General features: G+C 72.0%; 18 protein-coding genes. 16 read left to right on the top strand and 2 right to left on the bottom strand.

What is annotated here, in order from left to right; genetic code table 11:
• Positions 1–376: 376 nt before the first annotated feature.
• Positions 377–1,495 (bottom strand): hypothetical protein, encoded by a 1,119-nt coding sequence (locus ABCQ75_RS08345; protein ID WP_345884646.1) that lies wholly within the window; start codon positions 1,493–1,495, stop codon positions 377–379.
• A gap of 310 nt (positions 1,496–1,805) precedes the next feature.
• Between ABCQ75_RS08345 and ABCQ75_RS08340 the strand changes: the two genes are divergently transcribed.
• From ABCQ75_RS08340 to ABCQ75_RS08305, 8 genes are all read left to right on the top strand, one after another.
• Positions 1,806–2,759 carry a metal ABC transporter substrate-binding protein gene (locus ABCQ75_RS08340; protein ID WP_345884644.1) on the top strand — a complete coding sequence of 318 codons (954 nt, stop codon included), beginning with the start codon at positions 1,806–1,808 and terminating at the stop codon, positions 2,757–2,759.
• A gap of 10 nt (positions 2,760–2,769) precedes the next feature.
• On the top strand, positions 2,770–3,525 hold the full coding sequence (locus ABCQ75_RS08335) for a metal ABC transporter ATP-binding protein (protein WP_345884643.1): 756 nt from the start codon (positions 2,770–2,772) through the stop codon (positions 3,523–3,525).
• Positions 3,525–4,403: a metal ABC transporter permease gene (locus tag ABCQ75_RS08330; RefSeq protein WP_345884641.1), complete on the top strand. Its 879-nt coding sequence runs from the start codon at positions 3,525–3,527 to the stop codon at positions 4,401–4,403. The genes ABCQ75_RS08335 and ABCQ75_RS08330 overlap by 1 nt, the downstream gene beginning before the upstream one ends.
• Before the next feature lie 272 nt (positions 4,404–4,675).
• Positions 4,676–5,785, top strand: coding sequence for a DUF475 domain-containing protein (locus ABCQ75_RS08325; RefSeq protein WP_345884639.1), 1,110 nt, complete (start codon positions 4,676–4,678; stop codon positions 5,783–5,785).
• Between the two features lie 59 nt (positions 5,786–5,844).
• Positions 5,845–6,447: a TerD family protein gene (locus ABCQ75_RS08320; protein WP_345884638.1), complete on the top strand. Its 603-nt coding sequence runs from the start codon at positions 5,845–5,847 to the stop codon at positions 6,445–6,447.
• A gap of 22 nt (positions 6,448–6,469) precedes the next feature.
• Positions 6,470–7,051, top strand: a complete 582-nt coding sequence (locus tag ABCQ75_RS08315) for a TerD family protein (protein WP_345884636.1) — start codon at positions 6,470–6,472, stop codon at positions 7,049–7,051.
• 31 nt (positions 7,052–7,082) lie between these two features.
• Positions 7,083–7,664 carry a TerD family protein gene (locus ABCQ75_RS08310; RefSeq protein WP_345884635.1) on the top strand — a complete coding sequence of 194 codons (582 nt, stop codon included), beginning with the start codon at positions 7,083–7,085 and terminating at the stop codon, positions 7,662–7,664.
• 39 nt (positions 7,665–7,703) lie between these two features.
• Positions 7,704–8,903, top strand: a complete 1,200-nt coding sequence (locus ABCQ75_RS08305; RefSeq protein ID WP_345884633.1) for a toxic anion resistance protein — start codon at positions 7,704–7,706, stop codon at positions 8,901–8,903.
• A gap of 4 nt (positions 8,904–8,907) precedes the next feature.
• Here ABCQ75_RS08305 and ABCQ75_RS08300 read toward each other — a convergent pair whose 3' ends face one another.
• Positions 8,908–10,104 carry a hypothetical protein gene (locus ABCQ75_RS08300; protein WP_345884631.1) on the bottom strand — a complete coding sequence of 399 codons (1,197 nt, stop codon included), beginning with the start codon at positions 10,102–10,104 and terminating at the stop codon, positions 8,908–8,910.
• Between the two features lie 106 nt (positions 10,105–10,210).
• On the opposite strand from ABCQ75_RS08300, the gene ABCQ75_RS08295 reads away from it, so the two are divergent.
• From ABCQ75_RS08295 to ABCQ75_RS08260, 8 genes are read left to right on the top strand one after another with little or no spacing between them, the layout of a single operon-like run.
• Entirely contained in the window at positions 10,211–10,447 is a 237-nt protein-coding gene (locus tag ABCQ75_RS08295) for a FitA-like ribbon-helix-helix domain-containing protein (RefSeq protein WP_345884630.1), read from the top strand.
• Positions 10,444–10,887, top strand: coding sequence for a type II toxin-antitoxin system VapC family toxin (locus ABCQ75_RS08290; RefSeq protein ID WP_345884628.1), 444 nt, complete (start codon positions 10,444–10,446; stop codon positions 10,885–10,887). The genes ABCQ75_RS08295 and ABCQ75_RS08290 overlap by 4 nt, the downstream gene beginning before the upstream one ends.
• 9 nt (positions 10,888–10,896) lie before the next feature.
• Positions 10,897–11,487 carry a hypothetical protein gene (locus ABCQ75_RS08285; RefSeq protein ID WP_345884626.1) on the top strand — a complete coding sequence of 197 codons (591 nt, stop codon included), beginning with the start codon at positions 10,897–10,899 and terminating at the stop codon, positions 11,485–11,487.
• On the top strand, positions 11,487–12,050 hold the full coding sequence (locus ABCQ75_RS08280; RefSeq protein WP_345884624.1) for a TerD family protein: 564 nt from the start codon (positions 11,487–11,489) through the stop codon (positions 12,048–12,050). Before ABCQ75_RS08285 ends, ABCQ75_RS08280 begins: the two co-directional genes overlap by 1 nt.
• A gap of 11 nt (positions 12,051–12,061) precedes the next feature.
• Positions 12,062–12,805, top strand: a complete 744-nt coding sequence (locus tag ABCQ75_RS08275; RefSeq protein WP_345884622.1) for a hypothetical protein — start codon at positions 12,062–12,064, stop codon at positions 12,803–12,805.
• Positions 12,806–12,860: 55 nt separating this feature from the next.
• Positions 12,861–14,102, top strand: a complete 1,242-nt coding sequence (locus ABCQ75_RS08270; protein ID WP_345884621.1) for an HpcH/HpaI aldolase/citrate lyase family protein — start codon at positions 12,861–12,863, stop codon at positions 14,100–14,102.
• Positions 14,099–17,107 (top strand): phosphoribosyltransferase domain-containing protein, encoded by a 3,009-nt coding sequence (locus ABCQ75_RS08265; protein WP_345884620.1) that lies wholly within the window; start codon positions 14,099–14,101, stop codon positions 17,105–17,107. The genes ABCQ75_RS08270 and ABCQ75_RS08265 overlap by 4 nt, the downstream gene beginning before the upstream one ends.
• On the top strand, positions 17,100–18,086 hold the full coding sequence (locus ABCQ75_RS08260) for an HAD family hydrolase (RefSeq protein ID WP_345884618.1): 987 nt from the start codon (positions 17,100–17,102) through the stop codon (positions 18,084–18,086). The genes ABCQ75_RS08265 and ABCQ75_RS08260 overlap by 8 nt, the downstream gene beginning before the upstream one ends.
• Positions 18,087–18,204 lie beyond the last annotated feature (118 nt).

Raw genomic sequence — 18,204 nt, 5'->3', positions numbered from 1 at the left:
CAGACCAGTCTAGCGGTGCCCCTCGTCCCAGACGGTCCTCGGCCGCCCGCGCCCCGTTCCGGCCCCTGTTCCCGCCGTTCCGGCCCCTGTTCCCGCCGTTCCGGCCCCTGTTCCCGCCGTTCCGGCCGCCCGTGCCGGCCCCCGTGCCCGCAAACCCGAAATGGTCCCTTTCCTGCGAGATGGTCCCTTTCGCCGCGTCCGGACGGACCATCTCGCAGGAGAACGGCCATCTCAGGATGCGGACGCCGCGGCGTCCGGCCCGTCCCGCCGTCCATTCCCACGTCCGGCCCGTCCCGCCGTCTGTCCAACGGTCCGGCCCGTCCTATCGTCCATTCCCACGGTCCGGTCTGTCCCACCGTCCGCGCACCCGGTCTTCTCAGCGTCCCGCGCACCTGGCCTCCTCGAGCATGGCGATGCCCGCGGGCCCGGCCGAGGCGATGAGGCGCTCGATCCGGCGCTGGAGCTCGTCGGGCCGAAACACGTCCTTCCACTCGAGGCGGAGGAACCTCCACTCGTCCTCCATGAGGAGCTTCTCCCTCTGCCTCTCCTTGAAGACCACCTCCTCTGTGGGCGCATACTCGAAGTACTTCTTCTTCCCGTCCAGCTCGAGCCCACGTCTGATCGAAGGCCAGCCGGAGTCGATCCGGTGGACCCCGTACCGCGTCACGACCTCGATCTGCTGCTGCGGCCGCGGTACCGGCATCCCGGCCACCACCATGTTCAGCAGGCTCTCCCCGGCCGATTCGCTCAACGCGGAGCCGAGCTCCACGGCCCGCCGGGCCGTGACGATCCCGCGGCCGCCCGGCGCCTCGTCCACCATCCTCTCGAGCAGCCGCTTCCTGGCCCCGAGACGCAGGCCGTGGTCCACCACGATCTGTGCCTGCCCCGGCCGCAGGATCCGCGCCGAGTCCAGCACCGTCCGCTCGAGCGAGGTGGCGGGCAGGCCCTCCACGACCGTGCGCTGTTCAGGGGGCACCTCACTGCCGTGGATCCGCGCATCACCGCGCCGGCGCTTGGCCGCCACCGGCTCGCAGCCGGTCACGTGGACCAGTTCGTCCGGTTCCCACAGTTCGAGGCCGTGCAGCCGCGCCGCGCTCAGATGCGAGTAGACGAAACGGGGCTGGCCGTGACGTGCGTGCATCGCGTGGTGCGCGGCCATGAGGGCCAGATGCCGTTCACGGGCCGGGAGGACCTCCCAGTGCGGGGCCGAGTAGTAGACGCCCCACGAGATCCGGACCAGCAGCCCTTGGGCCACGAGCCGCGCGGGGGCGCGGGAGCTGCCGAGCCGGGCCGCGAGATCGGCGGCGAGCCAGGGGCCCGTGTGAGGCAGCGGGAACCCTGGCGGGCGCGGGGGCGCGGGCGCTGGCTGGAGCGGCAGCGGGAACCCGGGCGAAGGCGGGAGCGGGAACTCGGGCTGGACCGGCAGCAGGGACCGGAGCGGCGCCACCGGCGCCACCGGCGTCGCCGGTGGCTGCGGCGAGGTTGTCGAGGGCATGCGCCCACGGTCCCGCCCGGGCAACGCCCACGGAAGGCGGCCGGACCCGTATGTGGAGGACACGCCGTCGTGCGCGCCTGTGGAGGAAGAGCGCAGGGGACCTGCGCGGGGAATCTGCGGGGCGGACCTCCGCGGGGGAAAGAGCGCGGGGGACCTGCGCGGGGAATCTGCGGGGGGACCTCCGCGGAGGAAGAGCGCGGGGGACCTACACGGGGAATCTGCGGCGTGCCCGTGCGTCGGCCCCCGCAGACGGTAGAGTTTCGGTATGCCTAAATTTGTTTCGCGGCACCCCGAAACCTATGCTGGGTCCATGCGCACAACGTCGTTCCGCATCCCGCGGCGCCCCCGTCTCCTCACTGCCATGCTCGCTGCCTCGGCCCTTGCCCTGACGGCGTGCGGAGGAGCCGGCGCGGGCGCAGACGGCGGAAGCGACCGCCCCGTTGTCCTCACCACCTTCACGGTCCTGCAGGACATCGCCCAGAACGTGGCCGGCGAGCACCTCACGGTCGAGTCGATCACCAAGGCCGGCGCAGAGATCCACGGCTACGAGCCCACCCCCGGGGACATCAAGAACGCCGCCAAGGCGGACCTCATCCTGGACAACGGCCTCAACCTCGAGGCGTGGTTCGCCAAGTTCGTCCAGGGCCTGGACGCGAAGCACGTCGAGGTGAGCGCCGGCGTCGAGCCCATCGACATCGCCGCGGACGCCTACGCCGGAAAGCCCAACCCGCACGCGTGGATGAGCCCGGCCAACGTCCAGAAGTACGCGGACAACATGGCCAATGCCTTCGCCGAGCTGGACCCGCAGAACGCAGACGCCTACCGTGCCAATGCCGCCGCCTACAAGACCGAGCTGCAGAAGGTCCAGGACGAGCTGACCACGGGCCTGGCCAAGCTCCCCCGGAACCACCGCGCGCTCGTGACGTGCGAGGGCGCGTTCTCCTACCTCACGCGGGACGCGGGCCTGACGGAGAAGTACATCTGGCCCGTCAACGCCGAGCAGCAGGCCACGCCGCAGCAGATCACGAGCGCCATCGAGTTCGTCCGCGCCAACAGGGTCCCGGCCGTGTTCTGCGAGTCCACGGTGAGCCACGCGCCCATGGAGCAGGTCGCGGCGGCGAGCGGTGCCGAGCTCGCGGGCGTCCTGTACGTGGACTCCCTGTCCGAGGCCGACGGCCCCGTCCCGACCTACCTCGACCTCATCCGCCACGACACGGAGACGATCCTCGCGGGCCTCGCGGGGAACTCGCCCGGGGCCAAGTAGAGGAGGAGCCGTGACGTTCCATCCCATCCCCGGATCCTCCGCCGTGGACGTCCGGGACGTGACCGTCCACTACGGGGATGTCCTCGCCCTGGACAAGGCCACGCTCTCCCTCGACCCCGGCCGCATCTGCGGGCTGATCGGCATGAACGGCTCCGGCAAGTCCACCCTGTTCAAGGCGGTCATGGGAATCGTGAAGCCGGACTCGGGCACGGTGCGCGTCTTCGGGGGCAGCCCCGCCGAGGCCCGCCGTGCCGGCACGGTGGGGTACGTCCCGCAGAGCGAGGGCGTGGACTGGGCGTTCCCGGTCTCGGTGCGGGACGTGGTGATGATGGGCCGCTATGGGGGGCTGGGCTTCACGCGCCGCCCGCGCGCCGAGGACCACGACGCCGTTGCTGCCGCCCTCGACCGTGTGGAGCTCGCCCATCTCGCGGACCGGCAGATCGGCCAGCTTTCGGGCGGGCAGAGGAAGCGCGCGTTCGTGGCCCGCGGGATCGCGCAGGGCGCCTCGGTGCTGCTGCTGGACGAGCCGTTCGCCGGGGTGGACAAGCGCTCGGAGGCCACGATCACGCGGCTGCTGCGGGAGCTCGCGGACGACGGCGCCGCGATCCTGATCTCGACCCATGACCTCCATGCCCTCCCGGACCTCGCGGACGAGGCAGTGCTGCTCCTGCACCGGGTCCTCATGCACGGCGCGCCGGGCGAGGTGCTCAAGGCGGAGAACATCGCCCTCGCGTTCGGCCTTGACGTCCTCGGAAGGAAGCCCTGATGGACCCGATCACGCTCCTGGACCTCCTGGCGGAGCCGCTCTCGTACGAGTTCATGGTGCGCGCTGTGGCGAGCGCGGTGGTCGCGGCGATCGTGTGCGCGGTGCTCTCGTGCTGGCTCGTCCTCATCGGCTGGTCCCTCATGGGCGACGCCGTGAGCCATGCGGTGCTGCCCGGCGTCGTGCTCGCGTACGTGGTGGGGGCACCCTTTGCCCTGGGGGCCGTCGTGTTCGGCTTCCTCGCCGTGGCGCTCATCGGCGCGGTCCGCGGGACGAGCCGGGTCAAGGAGGACGCCGCGATCGGGATCGTGTTCACGACCCTCTTCGCGCTGGGCCTCGTCCTCGTCTCGGTCACGCCGAGCCAGACAGACCTGAACCACATCATCTTCGGCAACCTCCTCGGCGTGGGCTGGGCGGACCTGCTCCAGGTGCTCATCCTCGGCGCCGTGACGTTCGCGGTGCTCGTGCTCAAGCGCCGCGACTTCACGCTCTACGCGTTCGACCCGACCCATGCGCACGCGATCGGCCTCAACCCGCGGCTCATCGGCGCCACGCTCCTGGGGCTCCTGGCCCTGACCGCGGTGGTGGCGCTGCAGTCCGTGGGGGTGGTGCTGGTGGTGGCGATGCTCATCATCCCGGGGGCCACGGCCTATCTGCTGACGGACCGCTTCAGCCGCATGCTCGTGATCGCGCCGGGCATCTCGGGCACGGCGGCTGTGGTCGGGATCTACATCAGCTACTACCTCGACACGGCGTCCGGGCCCATGATCGTCCTCGTCCAGGGCGTGGTGTTCGCGTTCGTGTACCTGCTCGCGCCCCGGCAGGGGCTCCTCGGGAAGCAGCTCGCGGCCGCGCGGCGCAAGCGGCCCGTGCGGGTGTAGGCGCCGGCGGCGGCACGCGCACGACGGCGGGATCTCACCGGCGGCGGCACGCGCCCGACGGCGGGATCTCACCGCGGGGAACCCGGCCGCATCCTTCCCCGTTGTCTCCCTGAGAGGCTGATCGGACCGGAATGTCGAGAACCGTCAGTGGCCCACGACATAATGGCCGTGGCTGATGAAGGGGGCCGCCGGAACGGGCCCCGGCTCTTCCGCAGCTGATCGTGATTGCCGCCCGGCACCCCGGGCCCTGGACGAGGAGCTCTGCGCCCCACGTGTTTCTGAGAACCTTCGGCTGGTCCTTTGGCGTGAGCATTGCCGCGCTCGTCGTGGCCTTCCTGTACGGCGGCCCCCAGGCCCTCTTCCTCTGCCTGGTCCTGGGCGTCCTCGAGGTCAGCCTGAGCTTCGACAACGCCGTGGTCAACGCGCGCATCCTCGAGCGGATGAACCCGTTCTGGCAGAAGATGTTCCTCACTGTGGGCATCGTGATCGCCGTGTTCGGCATGCGCGTGCTGTTCCCGCTGCTCATCGTGGGGCTCACGGCCAAGCTCAGCCCGGTGGAGGCGGTCCAGCTCGCGCTCGAGAAGGGCCCCATCGAGGAGCCGGGCACCTACGCGTACATCCTGCACCACGCCCATCCGCAGATCGCGGCGTTCGGCGGGATCTTCCTGCTCATGATCTTCCTCGACTTCTTCTTCGAGGAGCGGCACATCAAGTGGCTGCACTGGCTCGAGATGCCTCTCGCGAAGGTCGGCAGGATGAACGGCGCCTCGCTCGTGGTGGGCCTCTTCGCCCTCGCGGTGATCGGCCAGCTCACCGCCCCCGAGACGCAGGGCACGGTGCTCATGTCCGGGATCTTCGGCATGGTCACGTACTTCCTCGTCAAGGGGCTCGGCGAGCTCTTCGACGTGGACGAGAGCGGCGAGATCGACGCCGGGGACATCCCCACGGCAGCGGGCGGAACCCATGGCAAGGGGCCGAACAAGGCCGTCCAGGCCTCGGGCAAGGCCGCGTTCATGCTCTTCCTCTACCTCGAGATGATCGACGCCTCGTTCTCGTTCGACGGCGTCATCGGCGCCTTCGCCATCACCTCGGACCCGATCATCATCGCCCTCGGCCTCGGCCTCATCGGCGCCATGTTCGTCCGCTCCCTGACCGTGTACCTCGTGCGCCAGGGCACGCTGGACGAGTACGTCTACCTCGACCACGGCGCGCACTGGGCGATCGGCGCGCTGGCGGTGATCCTGCTGCTGACCATCGGGATCGAGGTCAACGAGGTCATCACCGGCCTGATCGGGGTGTTCTTCATCCTCACCGCCTTCATCGCGTCCCTCCGCCGCAACAGGCGCACGGCGCGCGAGCCCGAACCCGCCGAGACCGCCTGATAACGCGGCAGCACACTTTCCGCCAAGGCACGTAGAGCACGAGAGAGAAGGAGCGCATTGTGGGACTGAGCTTGCAGAAGGGCCAGGGGCTGTCGCTGACCAAGCAGGACGGCACGAGCATGGCCCAGGTCCGACTGGGCCTCGGCTGGGACGCCGTGCAGCAGCCCAAGAAGGGCGGACTGTTCGGGAAGCTGCTGGGCGGCGGCGAAGCGGAGATCGACCTGGACGCCTCGGCGATCCTCTACAACGCCGGCCGGCAGGCGCTGGACACCGTGTTCTTCAACCAGCTGGCCAGCAAGGACGGCTCCGTCCGCCACACCGGAGACAACCTCACGGGTGCGGGCGACGGCGACGACGAGGTCATCACGGTGAACCTCCCGGGCGTGAACGCCGCGGTGGAGCACATCGTCTTCGTCATCACGAGCTACTCGCAGCAGACGTTCGACCGCGTGCAGAACGCGTTCTGCCGGGTGGTGGACGACTCCGCGCCAGGCAGCCCCGAGGTTGCCCGCTACACGCTCACGGAGCAGGGCCCCTCGACCGGCATGATCATGGCCAAGCTCTCCCGCGAGGGCGCTGGCTGGAAGTTCACGGCGATCGGCCAGCCCGCGAACGGCCGGACAGTGGGCGACCTTGTCGGCCCCGCCGCTGCCGCCCTCTGAGCGCAGGGCAGGAAGGACCGCCATGGCAAGCCTGTCCCTGAGCAAGGGAAGCAACCTGTCCCTCACCAAGGCCGACCCGGGCCTCACGCGCGCCATGGTGGGCCTGGGCTGGGACCCACGCACCACGGCCGGCGAGGCGTTCGACCTCGACGCCTCCGCTCTGCTCGTCACTGCGAGCGGCCGGGTGCGCAGCAATGACGACTTCATCTTCTACAACCAGCTCGCGGCTGCCGACGGCTCGGTGGTCCACCAGGGCGACAACCGCACTGGCATGGGCGAGGGCGATGACGAGCAGATCCTCATCGACCTCTCCAAGGTCGCGGCGGATGTCGAGAAGGTGGTCATCGTCGTCTCGATCGACCAGGCGGAGACGCGCCGCCAGAACTTCGGCATGGTCCGGGGCGCCTTCTGCCGGGTGGTCAATGACGACACCGACCAGGAAGTGGTCCGCTATGACCTCACCGAGGACGCCGCGAGCGAGACGTGCATGATCTTCGCCGAGATCTACCGGTACGGCGGCGAGTGGAAGTTCCGGGCGGTGGGCCAGGGCTACGCCTCGGGCCTGCGCGGCGTGGCCACCGACTTCGGCATCGTCCTCGACTGATCCCCTGAACCAGAGCAAAGGAGCAACACCCATGGCTGGACTCTCCCTCTCCAAGGGCGGCAACCTCTCCCTCACCAAGACCGACCCGGGCCTGACGAACGCGATCATCGGCCTCGGCTGGGACCCCCGCACCACGACGGGCGACGCCTTCGACCTCGACGCCTCGGCCCTCATGCTCGGCGCCGACGGCAAAGTCCGCTCGGACGCCGACTTCATCTTCTACAACCAGAAGCAGTCGGCGGACGGCTCCGTGGCGCACCTCGGCGACAACCGCACCGGCGAGGGCGGCGGCGACGACGAGCAGATCCAGGTCCACCTCGCCAACGTGCCGGCCGACGTCGAGCGGATCGTCGTCGTCGTGAGCATCGACCAGGCCGAGGCGCGCCGGCAGAACTTCGGCATGGTCCGCGGCGCCTACTGCCGGATCGTCAACGCCTCCACGGACGCCGAGGTGGTGCGCTATGACCTCTCCGAGGACGCCGCGGCCGAGACCTGCATGATCTTCGCCGAGCTGTACCGCCACTCGGGAGAGTGGAAGTTCAAGGCGATCGGCCAGGGGTACGCGAGCGGCCTGGCCGGCGTCGCGACCGACTTCGGCGTCAACCTCGGCTGACCCCTCCGCCCTGAGAAGTCCCCAGACAAGGAGCACGCGATGTCCATCTCCCTGACCCCTCCGGATCCCACCGACACTCAGCAGGCCCTGGTCCTGCAGGCGCCCGATCCCGCGCCGGTGATCAAGGAGGAGGAAGCCCCGGGCATGGTCCCGGTGCCCGCCGAGCGCCAGAACGAGATCAGCACGCAGGCGCGTGCGTTCGTCGCCGAGATCGCGGCGATGGACTCGCGCAGCCCTGAGTTCCAGCAGAAGGTGGAGGGGCTCAACCGCTTCGCGGGACGGGAGATGGTGGCATCCTCCGAGGCCTCGAGCCGGATGCTCGAGCGTTCGAGCACCTCCCTCGCGAGCGCCAAGAAGTCCGGCAACAGCGCCCAGATGCACGTCGCATCCACGCTCGGCGAGCTCCGCTCGACGGTCGAGGACCTCACTCCGAACCAGGCCGACCTGAGCGTGGGCCGCAAGATCCTCGGCGTGATCCCGGGCGGGAACAGGCTCGCGAAGTACTTCCAGCGGTACGAGTCCGCGCAGACGCAGTTGGACAAGATCATCAAGTCCCTCATGTCCGGCCAGGACGAGCTCATGAAGGACAACGCGGCGCTCGCGCAGGAGAAGACCAACCTGTGGGAGACCATGCAGCAGCTCTCCGAGTACGCGACCTTCGCCCAGGAGCTGGACAAGGCCACGGTCGAGAAGATCGACGAGGTGCGCTCGCGCGGGCAGATCGAGCACGCCCAGCAGCTCGAGTCGGACGTCCTGTTCCCGGTGCGCCAGCGCCGCCAGGACATCCTCACGCAGCTCGCCGTCTCGGTGCAGGGCTACCTCGCGATCGACATGATCCGGAAGAACAACAACGAGCTCATCAAGGGCGTGGACCGTGCCCGCACCACCACGATCAGCGCGCTCCGCACCGCCGTGATCGTGGCGCAGGCCCTCGCGAACCAGAAGCTCGTCCTCGACCAGATCGATGCGATCAACACGACGACGAACAACATGATCCTGCGCACCTCGGAGATGCTGAAGGACCAGACCGGCCGCATCCACCAGCAGGCGGCGAGCTCCGGCGTCTCGGTCCAGACCCTCGAGAAGGCGTTCGCGAACATCTACGCGACGATGGATGCGATCGACACCTTCCGCTCCCAGGCGGCCAAGAGCATGGAGGGCACCGTCCACGCCCTCGAGTCCGGGCTCGAGAAGTCCCGACCCTACATCGAGCGGGTCCGCCGGCAGGAGGGCAACTAGCCGCTCAGACCTCGTCGAGCTCGCGGTCCTCGAAGCCGGGGTCCAGGTAGTCGCCCTGGTCCGCCTCCTCATCGACCAGCGCGTCGTACACGGCATCGAGGGCCGCGACCGGGATGGCCACCATGCCATCGGACGTGTCGACGAGCCCGAGGGCCTCGAGCTCGCGGACCTCGCCCAGGAGCGCCTCGCCGAGGTCCTTGAGCTGTGCCGTGGCGCCGGCCCCGAGCTCCTCCTCGATCCCGAGGTCCTCGCCCTGCCCCGCGCCGAGGCTCGCGATGTCCTCGAGCGGGAACGGCTCCTGGTCCAGGGCTCGGTCCAGCACGGTCGTGAGGATGCTCGCCGCCGTGCCCTCGTCACTGCCGGGCGCGCCAGCGGTGCACGCTGCCACGACGATCTCGGTGCCGAGGAACTGCGCCTCGAGGCGGGCCAGGCCGTCGGTGCCGCCCAGGTCCGCGGCGCCCTCCCCCGGGCGCGCCGTGCCGGAGTCGAGGGTGACCAGCTCCGCGGCCAGCATCGCCTCCCAGAGGCGGGCCGCTCGCTCCTTGGAACCCACGAGCGCCGCAGCGTCGGTGAGGCCCGACGGCGTGAGCCCGCCGTCGGCGTCGACCTCGCGGCCGGCGCCGGCCCACTCGAGCAGGGCCTTGGCGTGGCGGACGAACGGGGCGTTGGCGGCGAAGTCGGCCGCCTCCTCCTCGGTCGGAAGGGGCAGCTGGTCGCGCGGGCTCGCGTCCACGATCCCGCCGAGGGCCTCCGCGGCCTCGTCGAGGACCTCGGACACCTGCACGAGGTCCTCCGCCGTCCCGTCCCACCGGCCCGTCTCCTCGAGGAAGGTGAGCCAGTCGATGAGGGTGCCCACCACGTAGCGCTGGTCGTCCACGGCCGCCGAGTCGTCCTCGGAGGCGGCCGCGACGTCGTCGAGGAACGGCCCGAGGAAGGCGCGCGTCGGACCCGGCTCGAAGCGGTAGCCGGGGGCGCCGTCCGAGACCGCCTGGACGATCGTGGCGAAGGCCTTGACGATCCCGAGCTGCCCGGCAGCGAAGGCCGCGACGTCCTCCTCGCCCTGCGAGGCCCACGCGATGTACTCCGGAGTGACCCGGTCCACGAGCAGGCCGATGGTGGTCCGGGTGCGCTCGTAGACGCCCGGCTGCGCGGAAGTCTTGGGGCGGGTGTTCTTGGGCTTGCGCGTGCGGCTCTTCGGCATGACACGAGCGTACGCCCGTCGCGGGCCCCCGTGGGCGGCGCGGAGGAATCCGGGGGACCCCCGGCCAGTGCATGCATTATGCATGCACTGGTGCTAGCCTGTGTGCATGACGGTGAACATCACGATCCGCAACGTGCCGGACGATGTCCGGGACGTGCTCGCGGAGCGCGCCCGGCGCGAGGGCAGATCGCTCCAGGAGTACCTCAGCGCGGAGCTCGCGAGGCTTGCCTCCGCCCCTCGGCCCGTGGACTTCTACTTCGAGGTGGGGGTGGCCGCGAGGCTCGACGGCGTTCGCCTCCACAGCGCGGACCTCACCGCCGCGGTGGAGGCCGACCGCCGGTGACCTCGGATGCAGAGGGCATCGTCGTCGACGCGGGCGCCATGGTCGAAGCCCTGGTCGGCGCCGGGGCACGGGCCGATGCCATCAGGGCCGCGCTCGCCCTGCACGACGCCGCCGCGCCGGATCTCCTCCCCTATGAGGCGGCCAACGTGCTCAGGCGGCTCGAGCGCGCTGGGACCATCCCGGCGTCGTCCGCGGCCCGCGCCTTCGGCGACCTCTGCCGCGCGCCGGTGACGTACTGGCCCTTCGCCGCCGTCTCCGGCCGCGTATGGGAGCTCCGCGGAACAGTGGGCGCGTACGGCGCCGCGTACGTGGCGCTCGCCGAAGAGCTCCGATGCCCGCTGCTCACCGTCGACGCCCGTCTGGCGTCAGCGCCGGGACTGCGCTGCGGCGTGATGGTGCTCCCCCAGGACGGGCCCGAGCCCGCGGGCTCCAGCGGCTAGGCTGAGGGCATGGTGGCCAAGTTCTTCGGATCGCTGTTCGGGGACCGCGAGCGCGACCCCCGGCGCATCCTCGACGACCAGCTCCCCCTCACGCAGGAGCAGGAACTCGAGCAGACCCGGGCGGCCCTCGCCGACCTGCGCAGCGCCATCCGGCGCGCCGGTGCCCTGCTGCCCACCCTCGCGTCCTCGCGTCTGCGCCAGACGGACGACCTCCTGCGGGCCCTCATCGCCTACATCGCCGAGCACGGCGCCTCGACCGAGCAGCGGGTCCTGCTCCACGCCATGGTCACCGACTACCTGCCCACCTCGCTGCGCGTCTACCGGGCCCTGCCCGCCAGGGCGCACGCGGAGGAGAGCCCGGAGACCGAGAAGCTCCTCGAGCAGCTCGACATCCTGCACTCGACCGCCCTGGACCTCGACCACCAGGTCCGCACCGGCGCCGTGGCGGAGCTCAGCGTCCACGGCCGGTTCCTGCAGGACAAGTTCGACGTGGGCGGGATCCGCCTCACTCCCGGGGGCGGCGCCGGGCAGGCGCTGCCCCCCCACGGACAGCACGACCCGCACGCGCAGCACGGACCGCACGAAGGAGAGCGACTCTGATGGCCTCGATGGTTGCGGGGAGCAATGCCCCGCTCACGGCAGAGAACCCCGGACTGGGCGGCGTCCTCGTGGGCATGGGCTGGCAGACGGTCCCGAGCAACGGGCCGCAGTCCGAGATCACCTCGATGGCGATCGTGTGCGGCGCCGACGGCCGCGCCCTCACGCCGGAGCACCTCGTCTTCTTCAACCAGCTCACGACGGCGGGCGGTTCCGTGGCGTTCGCAGAGTCGCCGGGGGCGCCGGCGGACGTCGAGCAGGTCGATGTGGACTTCGGGCTCGTGCCCGCCGAGGTCGCGAAGATCGCCTTCCTGGCCTACGTGGACCCCGAGCTGCGCGGGCCGGGGACGTTCGGCGCGGTGCGCAGCGCGTACATCAGGCTCGCGCGCCCGGATGGGCGCGAGCTGCTGCGGTTCGACATCCCGCCCATGCACGGCGACCGGATCAAGGCCATGATGTTCGGCGAGCTGTACCGGCACCGGGACGACTGGAAGTTCCGCGCCCTGGGCCAGGGGTACGAGAACGGGCTCGCCGGGGTGGCCCAGGACTTCGGGCTGGCGCTGTGAGCCCGGGCCGGGTGAAGGGGCTGGGCGGGGCTGACGTCCCCTTCCTCACGCGCCGCGTGCGCGCAACGGCCCCCGCCGTCGGGGCCCCCGCTGGCCCGGCACCGTCCCCGCCCGCTGTGGCCGCCCAGCCGGGCCGGAACCCGCTCGACCTCTCGGCGCCGGGCCGCGCCGCCGCTGCCGGACACGGTCCGTCGTCGCACCCTGCGTCCGCAGCCCCACCGCGCCACGCGGCGTCGGGGCCGGAGGACCGCCTCTACCCTGCCCCGGCGTTCGGCGAGCTCCGCCAGCTCACGGCGATCAACGCCGTCGTGCGCCTGAACCCGAGGCAGGCGGGGGTCGGCTCGCTCGTGGTGACCGGCACGCGGGGGGCGGCGTGGGAAGGCGCCGACCGCACCACGGGCGCGCAGAGCGTGCACCGCGAGGAGATCGGGACGCCCATCATGACGGACGGGAACCGGCCGCTCGTGGGGTTCGTGAGCCGTGACGCCGTGGTGGTGCTGCGGCATGTGCGCGAGCTGAGGCGCGCGCTCTTCATCGCCGCCGGCGGGCCGCTCACCGTCCAGGGCTTCGCCGGGGCCGGATTCGGCGTGCACGGGAGCCTCGGAGCCGGTGAACGCACCGTCATCACGGCGACACGGATCGGGGCGGTCCTCGAGCTCCGCGCCGAGTCCGTGCCCGAGGACTGGGACGACGGGCAGATCTGGCGCGAGTTCGGCTTCACCATGACGGTGGGTGTGGGCACACCGCTGCGCTGAGCGGCACCGGGCCTGTACATTCGTCGAGGCAGGCACTGACGATTCTGGGGGGCCCGTGCTGCACTTCTCATTCCTCAACGAGAGCACCCGCGAGCGGCTCTTCTTCCGCCGGCCGCAGGAGCTCACTCCGGACACGGACCCGGACACGCTCGCGATAGGCCTCGGCGCCACGCTCTACACGCCGGGCACTCGGCCGGGGCTGGCCGACGGGCTCCTCAAGCGCGCGCGCTCGGGGTGCACGAGCACGGTCCTGTGCCTCGAGGACTCCGTGGCGGACTCCGCGGTCGAGAGCGCCGAGGGCAACGTGGTCGCGGCCCTCACGGAGCTCGAGCGGCGCCGCGCCTCCGCAGAGGGCTCCGTGCCCGCCCACCACGGCAACGGCCCGGCCGGCGTCTGGACGGACTCGCCCGAGGCGGCCGAGCCGCTGCCGCTCCTGTTCGTGCGGCCCCGCACCCCCGAGCAGCTTTTGGACGTGGGCCGCCGGCTCGGGACGGCCGCCGAGCTGCTCACGGGGTTCGTGCTGCCCAAGTTCGAGAACGCCACGGGCCGCGGCGAGCGCTTCCTCGCGGCCCTCGAGCGGCTCAATTCCGAGCTCTCGCCGAAGGTCCCGCTGCGGGCCATGCCGATCATCGAGCACCCGGTCACCACCCATCTCGAGACGCGCGTCGACGCGCTCCTCGAGGTCCGCGAGCTGCTGCGCGCCCACCGCAGCCAGGTCCTGTCCGTCCGGCTCGGCGGGACGGATATGGCCTCCGAGTACGGGCTGCGCCGTTCGCGGGACCTCACGATCTACCACGTGGGCGTGGTGGCGGGGGTGATCGGGGACGTGGTGAGCATCCTCGGCCGCGCCGACGAGGGCTGGGTCATCTCCGGGACGGTGTGGGAGCACTACTCGAACACCGAGCGGATCCTCCGCCCGCTCCTGCGGGCCACGCCGTTCGAGGTGGCGAACTCGGCGATGCTCCGCCAGCACCTCCTCGGCGCCAACCTGGACGGGCTCATCCGCGAGATCGAGCTGGACCAGGCCAACGGGCTGCTCGGCAAGACGGTGATCCACCCGACCCACGTGCCCGTGGTCCACGCCCTCCATGTCGTGGCCCACGACGAGTACCAGGACGCTCTGGACATCCTCGGATCCCAGGGCGGGGGCGCGTCCGCGTCCCGGTCCGGTACGCGCATGAACGAGTCGAAGCCCCACCGCGCGTGGGCCGTGCGCACGCTCCAGCGCGCGGAGGCGTTCGGGGTGGCGCAGCCGTCCGTGACCTTTGTGGACTTCCTGGAAGCGAGCATGAAATGAGCACCGCCGACATGGGGGACCTGGCCGCCGAGATGGGGGACCTGGCCGCCGAGATGGGGGACAGCGGAGCGCCGGTGTGGAGCGGCACCGTGGTCCGTGACCGCCTCGGCATCACGCTCACGACGGCGCCCGGCAGCCTGCTGCCCGTCGACGCCCTCGTGGGCCTCGCCGTGAGACGCAACCCGAAGCGCGCACAGCTGCTCGTCTCCCGGGTCCTCGCGAAGCACGTCCCGACCCCGCCGGGCCTCGCGATCGGCGCGGGCCGCGTGCTCGGCGCAGCGGTCGCGCTGCGGCTGGGGCTCCCGTGGGACGCCGGCCGCGATGCTCTGGAGGCCGCCGCGAAGGCGCTGCTCGCCTGGCTCGAGGGGACCCCGCCGTCGTGCCTCGAGGTGCTGCCCCTGCCTGCTGCCCCGCCCGCGGCCGGCGAGGCCCTCGCGACCCTCGGCTATGCCGAGACCGCGACCGGGCTGGGGCACCTCGTCGCGGAGTTCCTGGGCTCGTACTACGTCCACTCGACCCGGATCGCGACCCCGGTGCCGCCGTTCGGCGGGTTCGAGGAGGAGCATTCGCACGCGACGAGCCACGCGATCGTCCCCACCGACCCGGAGCGGCTCGCACGGGCGGGCACGGTTGTCCTCGTCGACGACGAGCTCTCCACTGGCCGCACCGTGCTCAACACCGTCCGGGAGCTGCACGCTGCCTGGGCGCGTGCGGCCAGTCGGGCTGGGGGTCCGGAGGCGGGGACGCACGACGGCGATGCCCCCGGCGCCCCGCAGGCACGGCGGCGGTATGTGGTCGCCACGCTCGTGGACCTGCGTTCGGACGAGGATCGGCGCCTGTTCGACGGACTGGCCGACGAGCTCGGGTGCGAGCTCGCCGTGGTGGCGCTTGGGCGGGGGTCGGTCGGGCTTCCGGACGATGTGCTCGAGCGGGCCGCCGAGTGGCTCGCGGAGGCTCCCGGCTCCCATCTCGACGGTCAAGACCCCCATCTCGACGGCCAAGACCCCCATTTCGACGGTCAGGACCCCCACCTCGGCGGTCAGGACCCCCACCTCGGCGGCCAAGACCCCCACCTCGGCGGGGTGGTGCACGTCCGCGTTCCCGCGGGCGGGCCGGGCGAGGCCGATGGCTCGGACGGGCTGGGGCCCGTCCGGAGTGCGCGCTTCGGCGTGGACACGTCCGGCCCGCACGGCCCCCGGCTCGCGGAGCTGGCCCTCGGGCCCGCCGCGGCCGCTCTGCGGGCGCTCGTGGACGCGGGAGTCGGCAGAGACGCGCGCATCCTCGTGCTCGGGTCCGAGGAGCACCTCGCGCTGCCCCTCGCCGTCGCGGACGAGCTCGCCTTCCGGCTCGACGCCGGCCACGCCCGGCCCCCGCGCGTGCACTTCTCGTCCACGACCCGCTCCCCCGTGCACGTCCACGACCATCCGGGCTACGCCGTCCGCTCCGCCCTCACGTTCGCGTCCCACGACCACGCCGTGGACGGCGCCCCTGCGACGGGCCGCCGGGCGGCCTACAACGTCGCAGCCGGGACCGGCGGCGATCGCTTCGACGCGGTCGTGTACCTCCCCGAGCCCGGCACAGGCCGCGGGCTGCTCGACACCCCCGGCCTGCCCGGGACCCCCGCGGACGGCGAGCCCAGCGCCACCGAGGCGCTCGCGCGGGCGGCGCGGAACGTCGTCGTGCTCCACCTCGACGCCGCGGCCCCGTACCCCGAGCCGCTGCGCGGGAGCGCCCACGGCCCCGCGGACCCGGCGGCGTTCGGCTCCTACGCTCCGGAGGACGTCTCCTGGCTGCTCACGGACCTCTCCGGCGCCCAGCTCGAGGCGCCGGCGCACGAACGCGAGGCCGCCATCCAGTCCGGCCGCGCGAGCTACGCCGAGTCCCTCCCCCAGGAGTACGAGCCGAGCGAGCAGTACCAGGCCCTGTTCCACGATGCCCTCGCCGAGTCCGCGCACCGGATCGCGGCCGCGGTCGCGGACGTGACCGAGCAGGTCCTCGCGCTGAGGGACCGGGAGCCGGTGCTCGTCTCGCTGGCCCGCGCCGGGACGCCCGTGGGCATCCTCATGCGGCGCTGGGCCCGGCACGCGCACGGGCTGGACGTGCCGCACTACACGATGAGCATCGTGCGCGGGCTCGGGATCGACAGGAACGCGCTGCGCTGGCTCCTCACGCGGCACCGGCCCGACCAGATCATGTTCGTGGACGGCTGGACCGGCAAGGGCGCGATCGCGCGCGAGCTCGCCTCCGCCGTGGCGGAGTTCAATGCAGCGGAGTTCAATGCAGCGGAGCTGCCCGCAGGCGCCCACAGCGGGCAGGGGCGGCTCTCCCCCGAGCTCGCGGTCCTCGCCGACCCCGGCCACTGCGTGCGCGTCTTCGGCACGCGGGACGACTTCCTCATCCCCTCCGCGTGCCTGAACTCGACCGTCTCCGGCCTCGTCTCCCGCACGGTGTTCAACCGGGAGCTCATCGGCCCGCACGACTTCCATGGCGCCAAGTTCTACCGCGAGCTCGCGGGGCGGGACGTCTCGCGCGAGTTCGTGGACGCCGTCGAGGCCTGCTTCACGGCCGTGGGCACCGCGCGCGCTGAGGGCACAGCGGACACTGGCGCGGCCGCCCCCGCCAGCGGTCCTTGGGGCACCGGCACCGCGCACGACGCCGAGCCCACCTGGGCGGGATGGGCGGCGGTCGAGCGCATCGCGGCAGAGCAGGGCATGGGGCCCGGTCCAAGCGCCGTGAACCTCGTCAAGCCGGGGGTCGGCGAGACGACGCGCGTGCTCCTGCGCCGCGTGCCGTGGAAGGTCCTGGCCCGCCCGGAGCTCCTCGAGCGGGACGACGCCGGGCGCCTCCTGCGCGGCGAGCTCGCCCACGTGCTCCTGCTCGCCGAGCAGCGCGGGGTGCCGGTGGAGCCGGTCGAAGGCCTGCCGTACAGCTGCGTGGGGCTCATCCATCCGAAGTACACCCCCGGCGCGACCGGGGCCGACGGGAAGACGGTGCTCGATGTCTGAACCAGGAACGCTCGCCCTCGTCCCCGAGCCGCGGGAGAGCCCCGAGCCGACGCCGGGGCGCGCCGAGCCCGCCGGCACTCCCCCGCAGCGCGCCGGGGCACGCCGTGACGGCGCCGGGCCGGCCAACGGGCTGCCGGTCGCGGCCTTCGACCTCGACCGCACCCTCATCTACTCGGCCAAGGCCCTGTACCTCGACAGCCCGGGCGTCGCCGGCCCGGACGCCGCCGGCGGCGCTGCGTCACCGCGCCTCGTGGTGAGCGAGCTCTACGAGGGCCTGCCCCTGAGCTTCATGACGCGCGACGCCGAATCCCTCCTCCTCGAGCTCCTCGACCACGCGTTCCTCGTCCCCGTCACGACGCGCACGCGCGCCCAGTTCAACCGGGTCCAGCTCCCGCCCACACGCTTCGCCGTCACGACCAACGGCGGCGTGCTGCTCCACCACGGCGAACCGGACGGCGACTGGGCCGCCCACGTGCGCGGCGCCGTCGAGCGCGGATCAGCGCCCCTGGGCGAGGTCCTCGCCCACCTCGGCGAGAAGCCCGCGCCGGGCGTTCAGCGCATACGAACGGCGGAGGACCTGTTCGCGTACGCGATCGTGGAGCGGGCCGAGCTGCCCGAGGACTACGTGCCGCGCCTCGCGGCGTGGTGCGCCGAACGGGGGTGGGTCGTCTCTCTCCAGGGACGCAAGCTCTACTGCGTCCCGGCAGCCGTGACGAAGGAGGCTGCGATCGCCGAGGTCATGGACCGCGTGGGCGCGACGACGCTCGTCGCGGCCGGGGACTCGCTCCTGGACCAGGGGCTGCTCGAGATGGCGGACATCGCTCTGCGGCCGTGCCACGGCGAGCTCGAGGCCGCGGGCTACGTGCGCGAGGGCCTCACGGTGACGGCCACGCCGGGGGTCCGGGCGGGGCAGGAGATCGTCGAGGCCGCCCTCGCGGCGGTCCGCTCCGCCGCCCGGGCGCACACCGCCGTCCTCTGACCGCCCGAGCCGCCCCACCCCTCCCGTCCCCATCCCTCTCCCGTCCCCATCGCCCGCCCGTCCCCACCCCTCTCCCGTCCCCATCCGCGAAAATGTTGGGTTGAGCAGGGTGCGCACG

Source organism: Sinomonas halotolerans, from assembly GCF_039615075.1.
In the GTDB taxonomy this organism is placed as follows: Bacteria; Actinomycetota; Actinomycetes; order Actinomycetales; family Micrococcaceae; genus Sinomonas; species Sinomonas halotolerans.
This window is presented reverse-complemented; position numbering and strand designations above follow the sequence as displayed.

Excerpts from the sequence above, each read along its gene's own strand:
- ABCQ75_RS08345 (WP_345884646.1), bottom strand. The coding sequence starts at position 1,495 with ATGCCCTCGACAACCTCGCCGCAGCCACCGGCGACGCCGGTGGCGCCG.
- ABCQ75_RS08340 (WP_345884644.1), top strand. The coding sequence starts at position 1,806 with ATGCGCACAACGTCGTTCCGCATCCCGCGGCGCCCCCGTCTCCTCACT.
- ABCQ75_RS08330 (WP_345884641.1), top strand. The coding sequence starts at position 3,525 with ATGGACCCGATCACGCTCCTGGACCTCCTGGCGGAGCCGCTCTCGTAC.
- ABCQ75_RS08315 (WP_345884636.1), top strand. The coding sequence starts at position 6,470 with ATGGCAAGCCTGTCCCTGAGCAAGGGAAGCAACCTGTCCCTCACCAAG.
- ABCQ75_RS08310 (WP_345884635.1), top strand. The coding sequence starts at position 7,083 with ATGGCTGGACTCTCCCTCTCCAAGGGCGGCAACCTCTCCCTCACCAAG.
- ABCQ75_RS08305 (WP_345884633.1), top strand. The coding sequence starts at position 7,704 with ATGTCCATCTCCCTGACCCCTCCGGATCCCACCGACACTCAGCAGGCC.
- ABCQ75_RS08300 (WP_345884631.1), bottom strand. The coding sequence starts at position 10,104 with ATGCCGAAGAGCCGCACGCGCAAGCCCAAGAACACCCGCCCCAAGACT.
- ABCQ75_RS08295 (WP_345884630.1), top strand. The coding sequence starts at position 10,211 with ATGACGGTGAACATCACGATCCGCAACGTGCCGGACGATGTCCGGGAC.
- ABCQ75_RS08285 (WP_345884626.1), top strand. The coding sequence starts at position 10,897 with ATGGTGGCCAAGTTCTTCGGATCGCTGTTCGGGGACCGCGAGCGCGAC.
- ABCQ75_RS08280 (WP_345884624.1), top strand. The coding sequence starts at position 11,487 with ATGGCCTCGATGGTTGCGGGGAGCAATGCCCCGCTCACGGCAGAGAAC.
- ABCQ75_RS08265 (WP_345884620.1), top strand. The coding sequence starts at position 14,099 with ATGAGCACCGCCGACATGGGGGACCTGGCCGCCGAGATGGGGGACCTG.
- ABCQ75_RS08260 (WP_345884618.1), top strand. The coding sequence starts at position 17,100 with ATGTCTGAACCAGGAACGCTCGCCCTCGTCCCCGAGCCGCGGGAGAGC.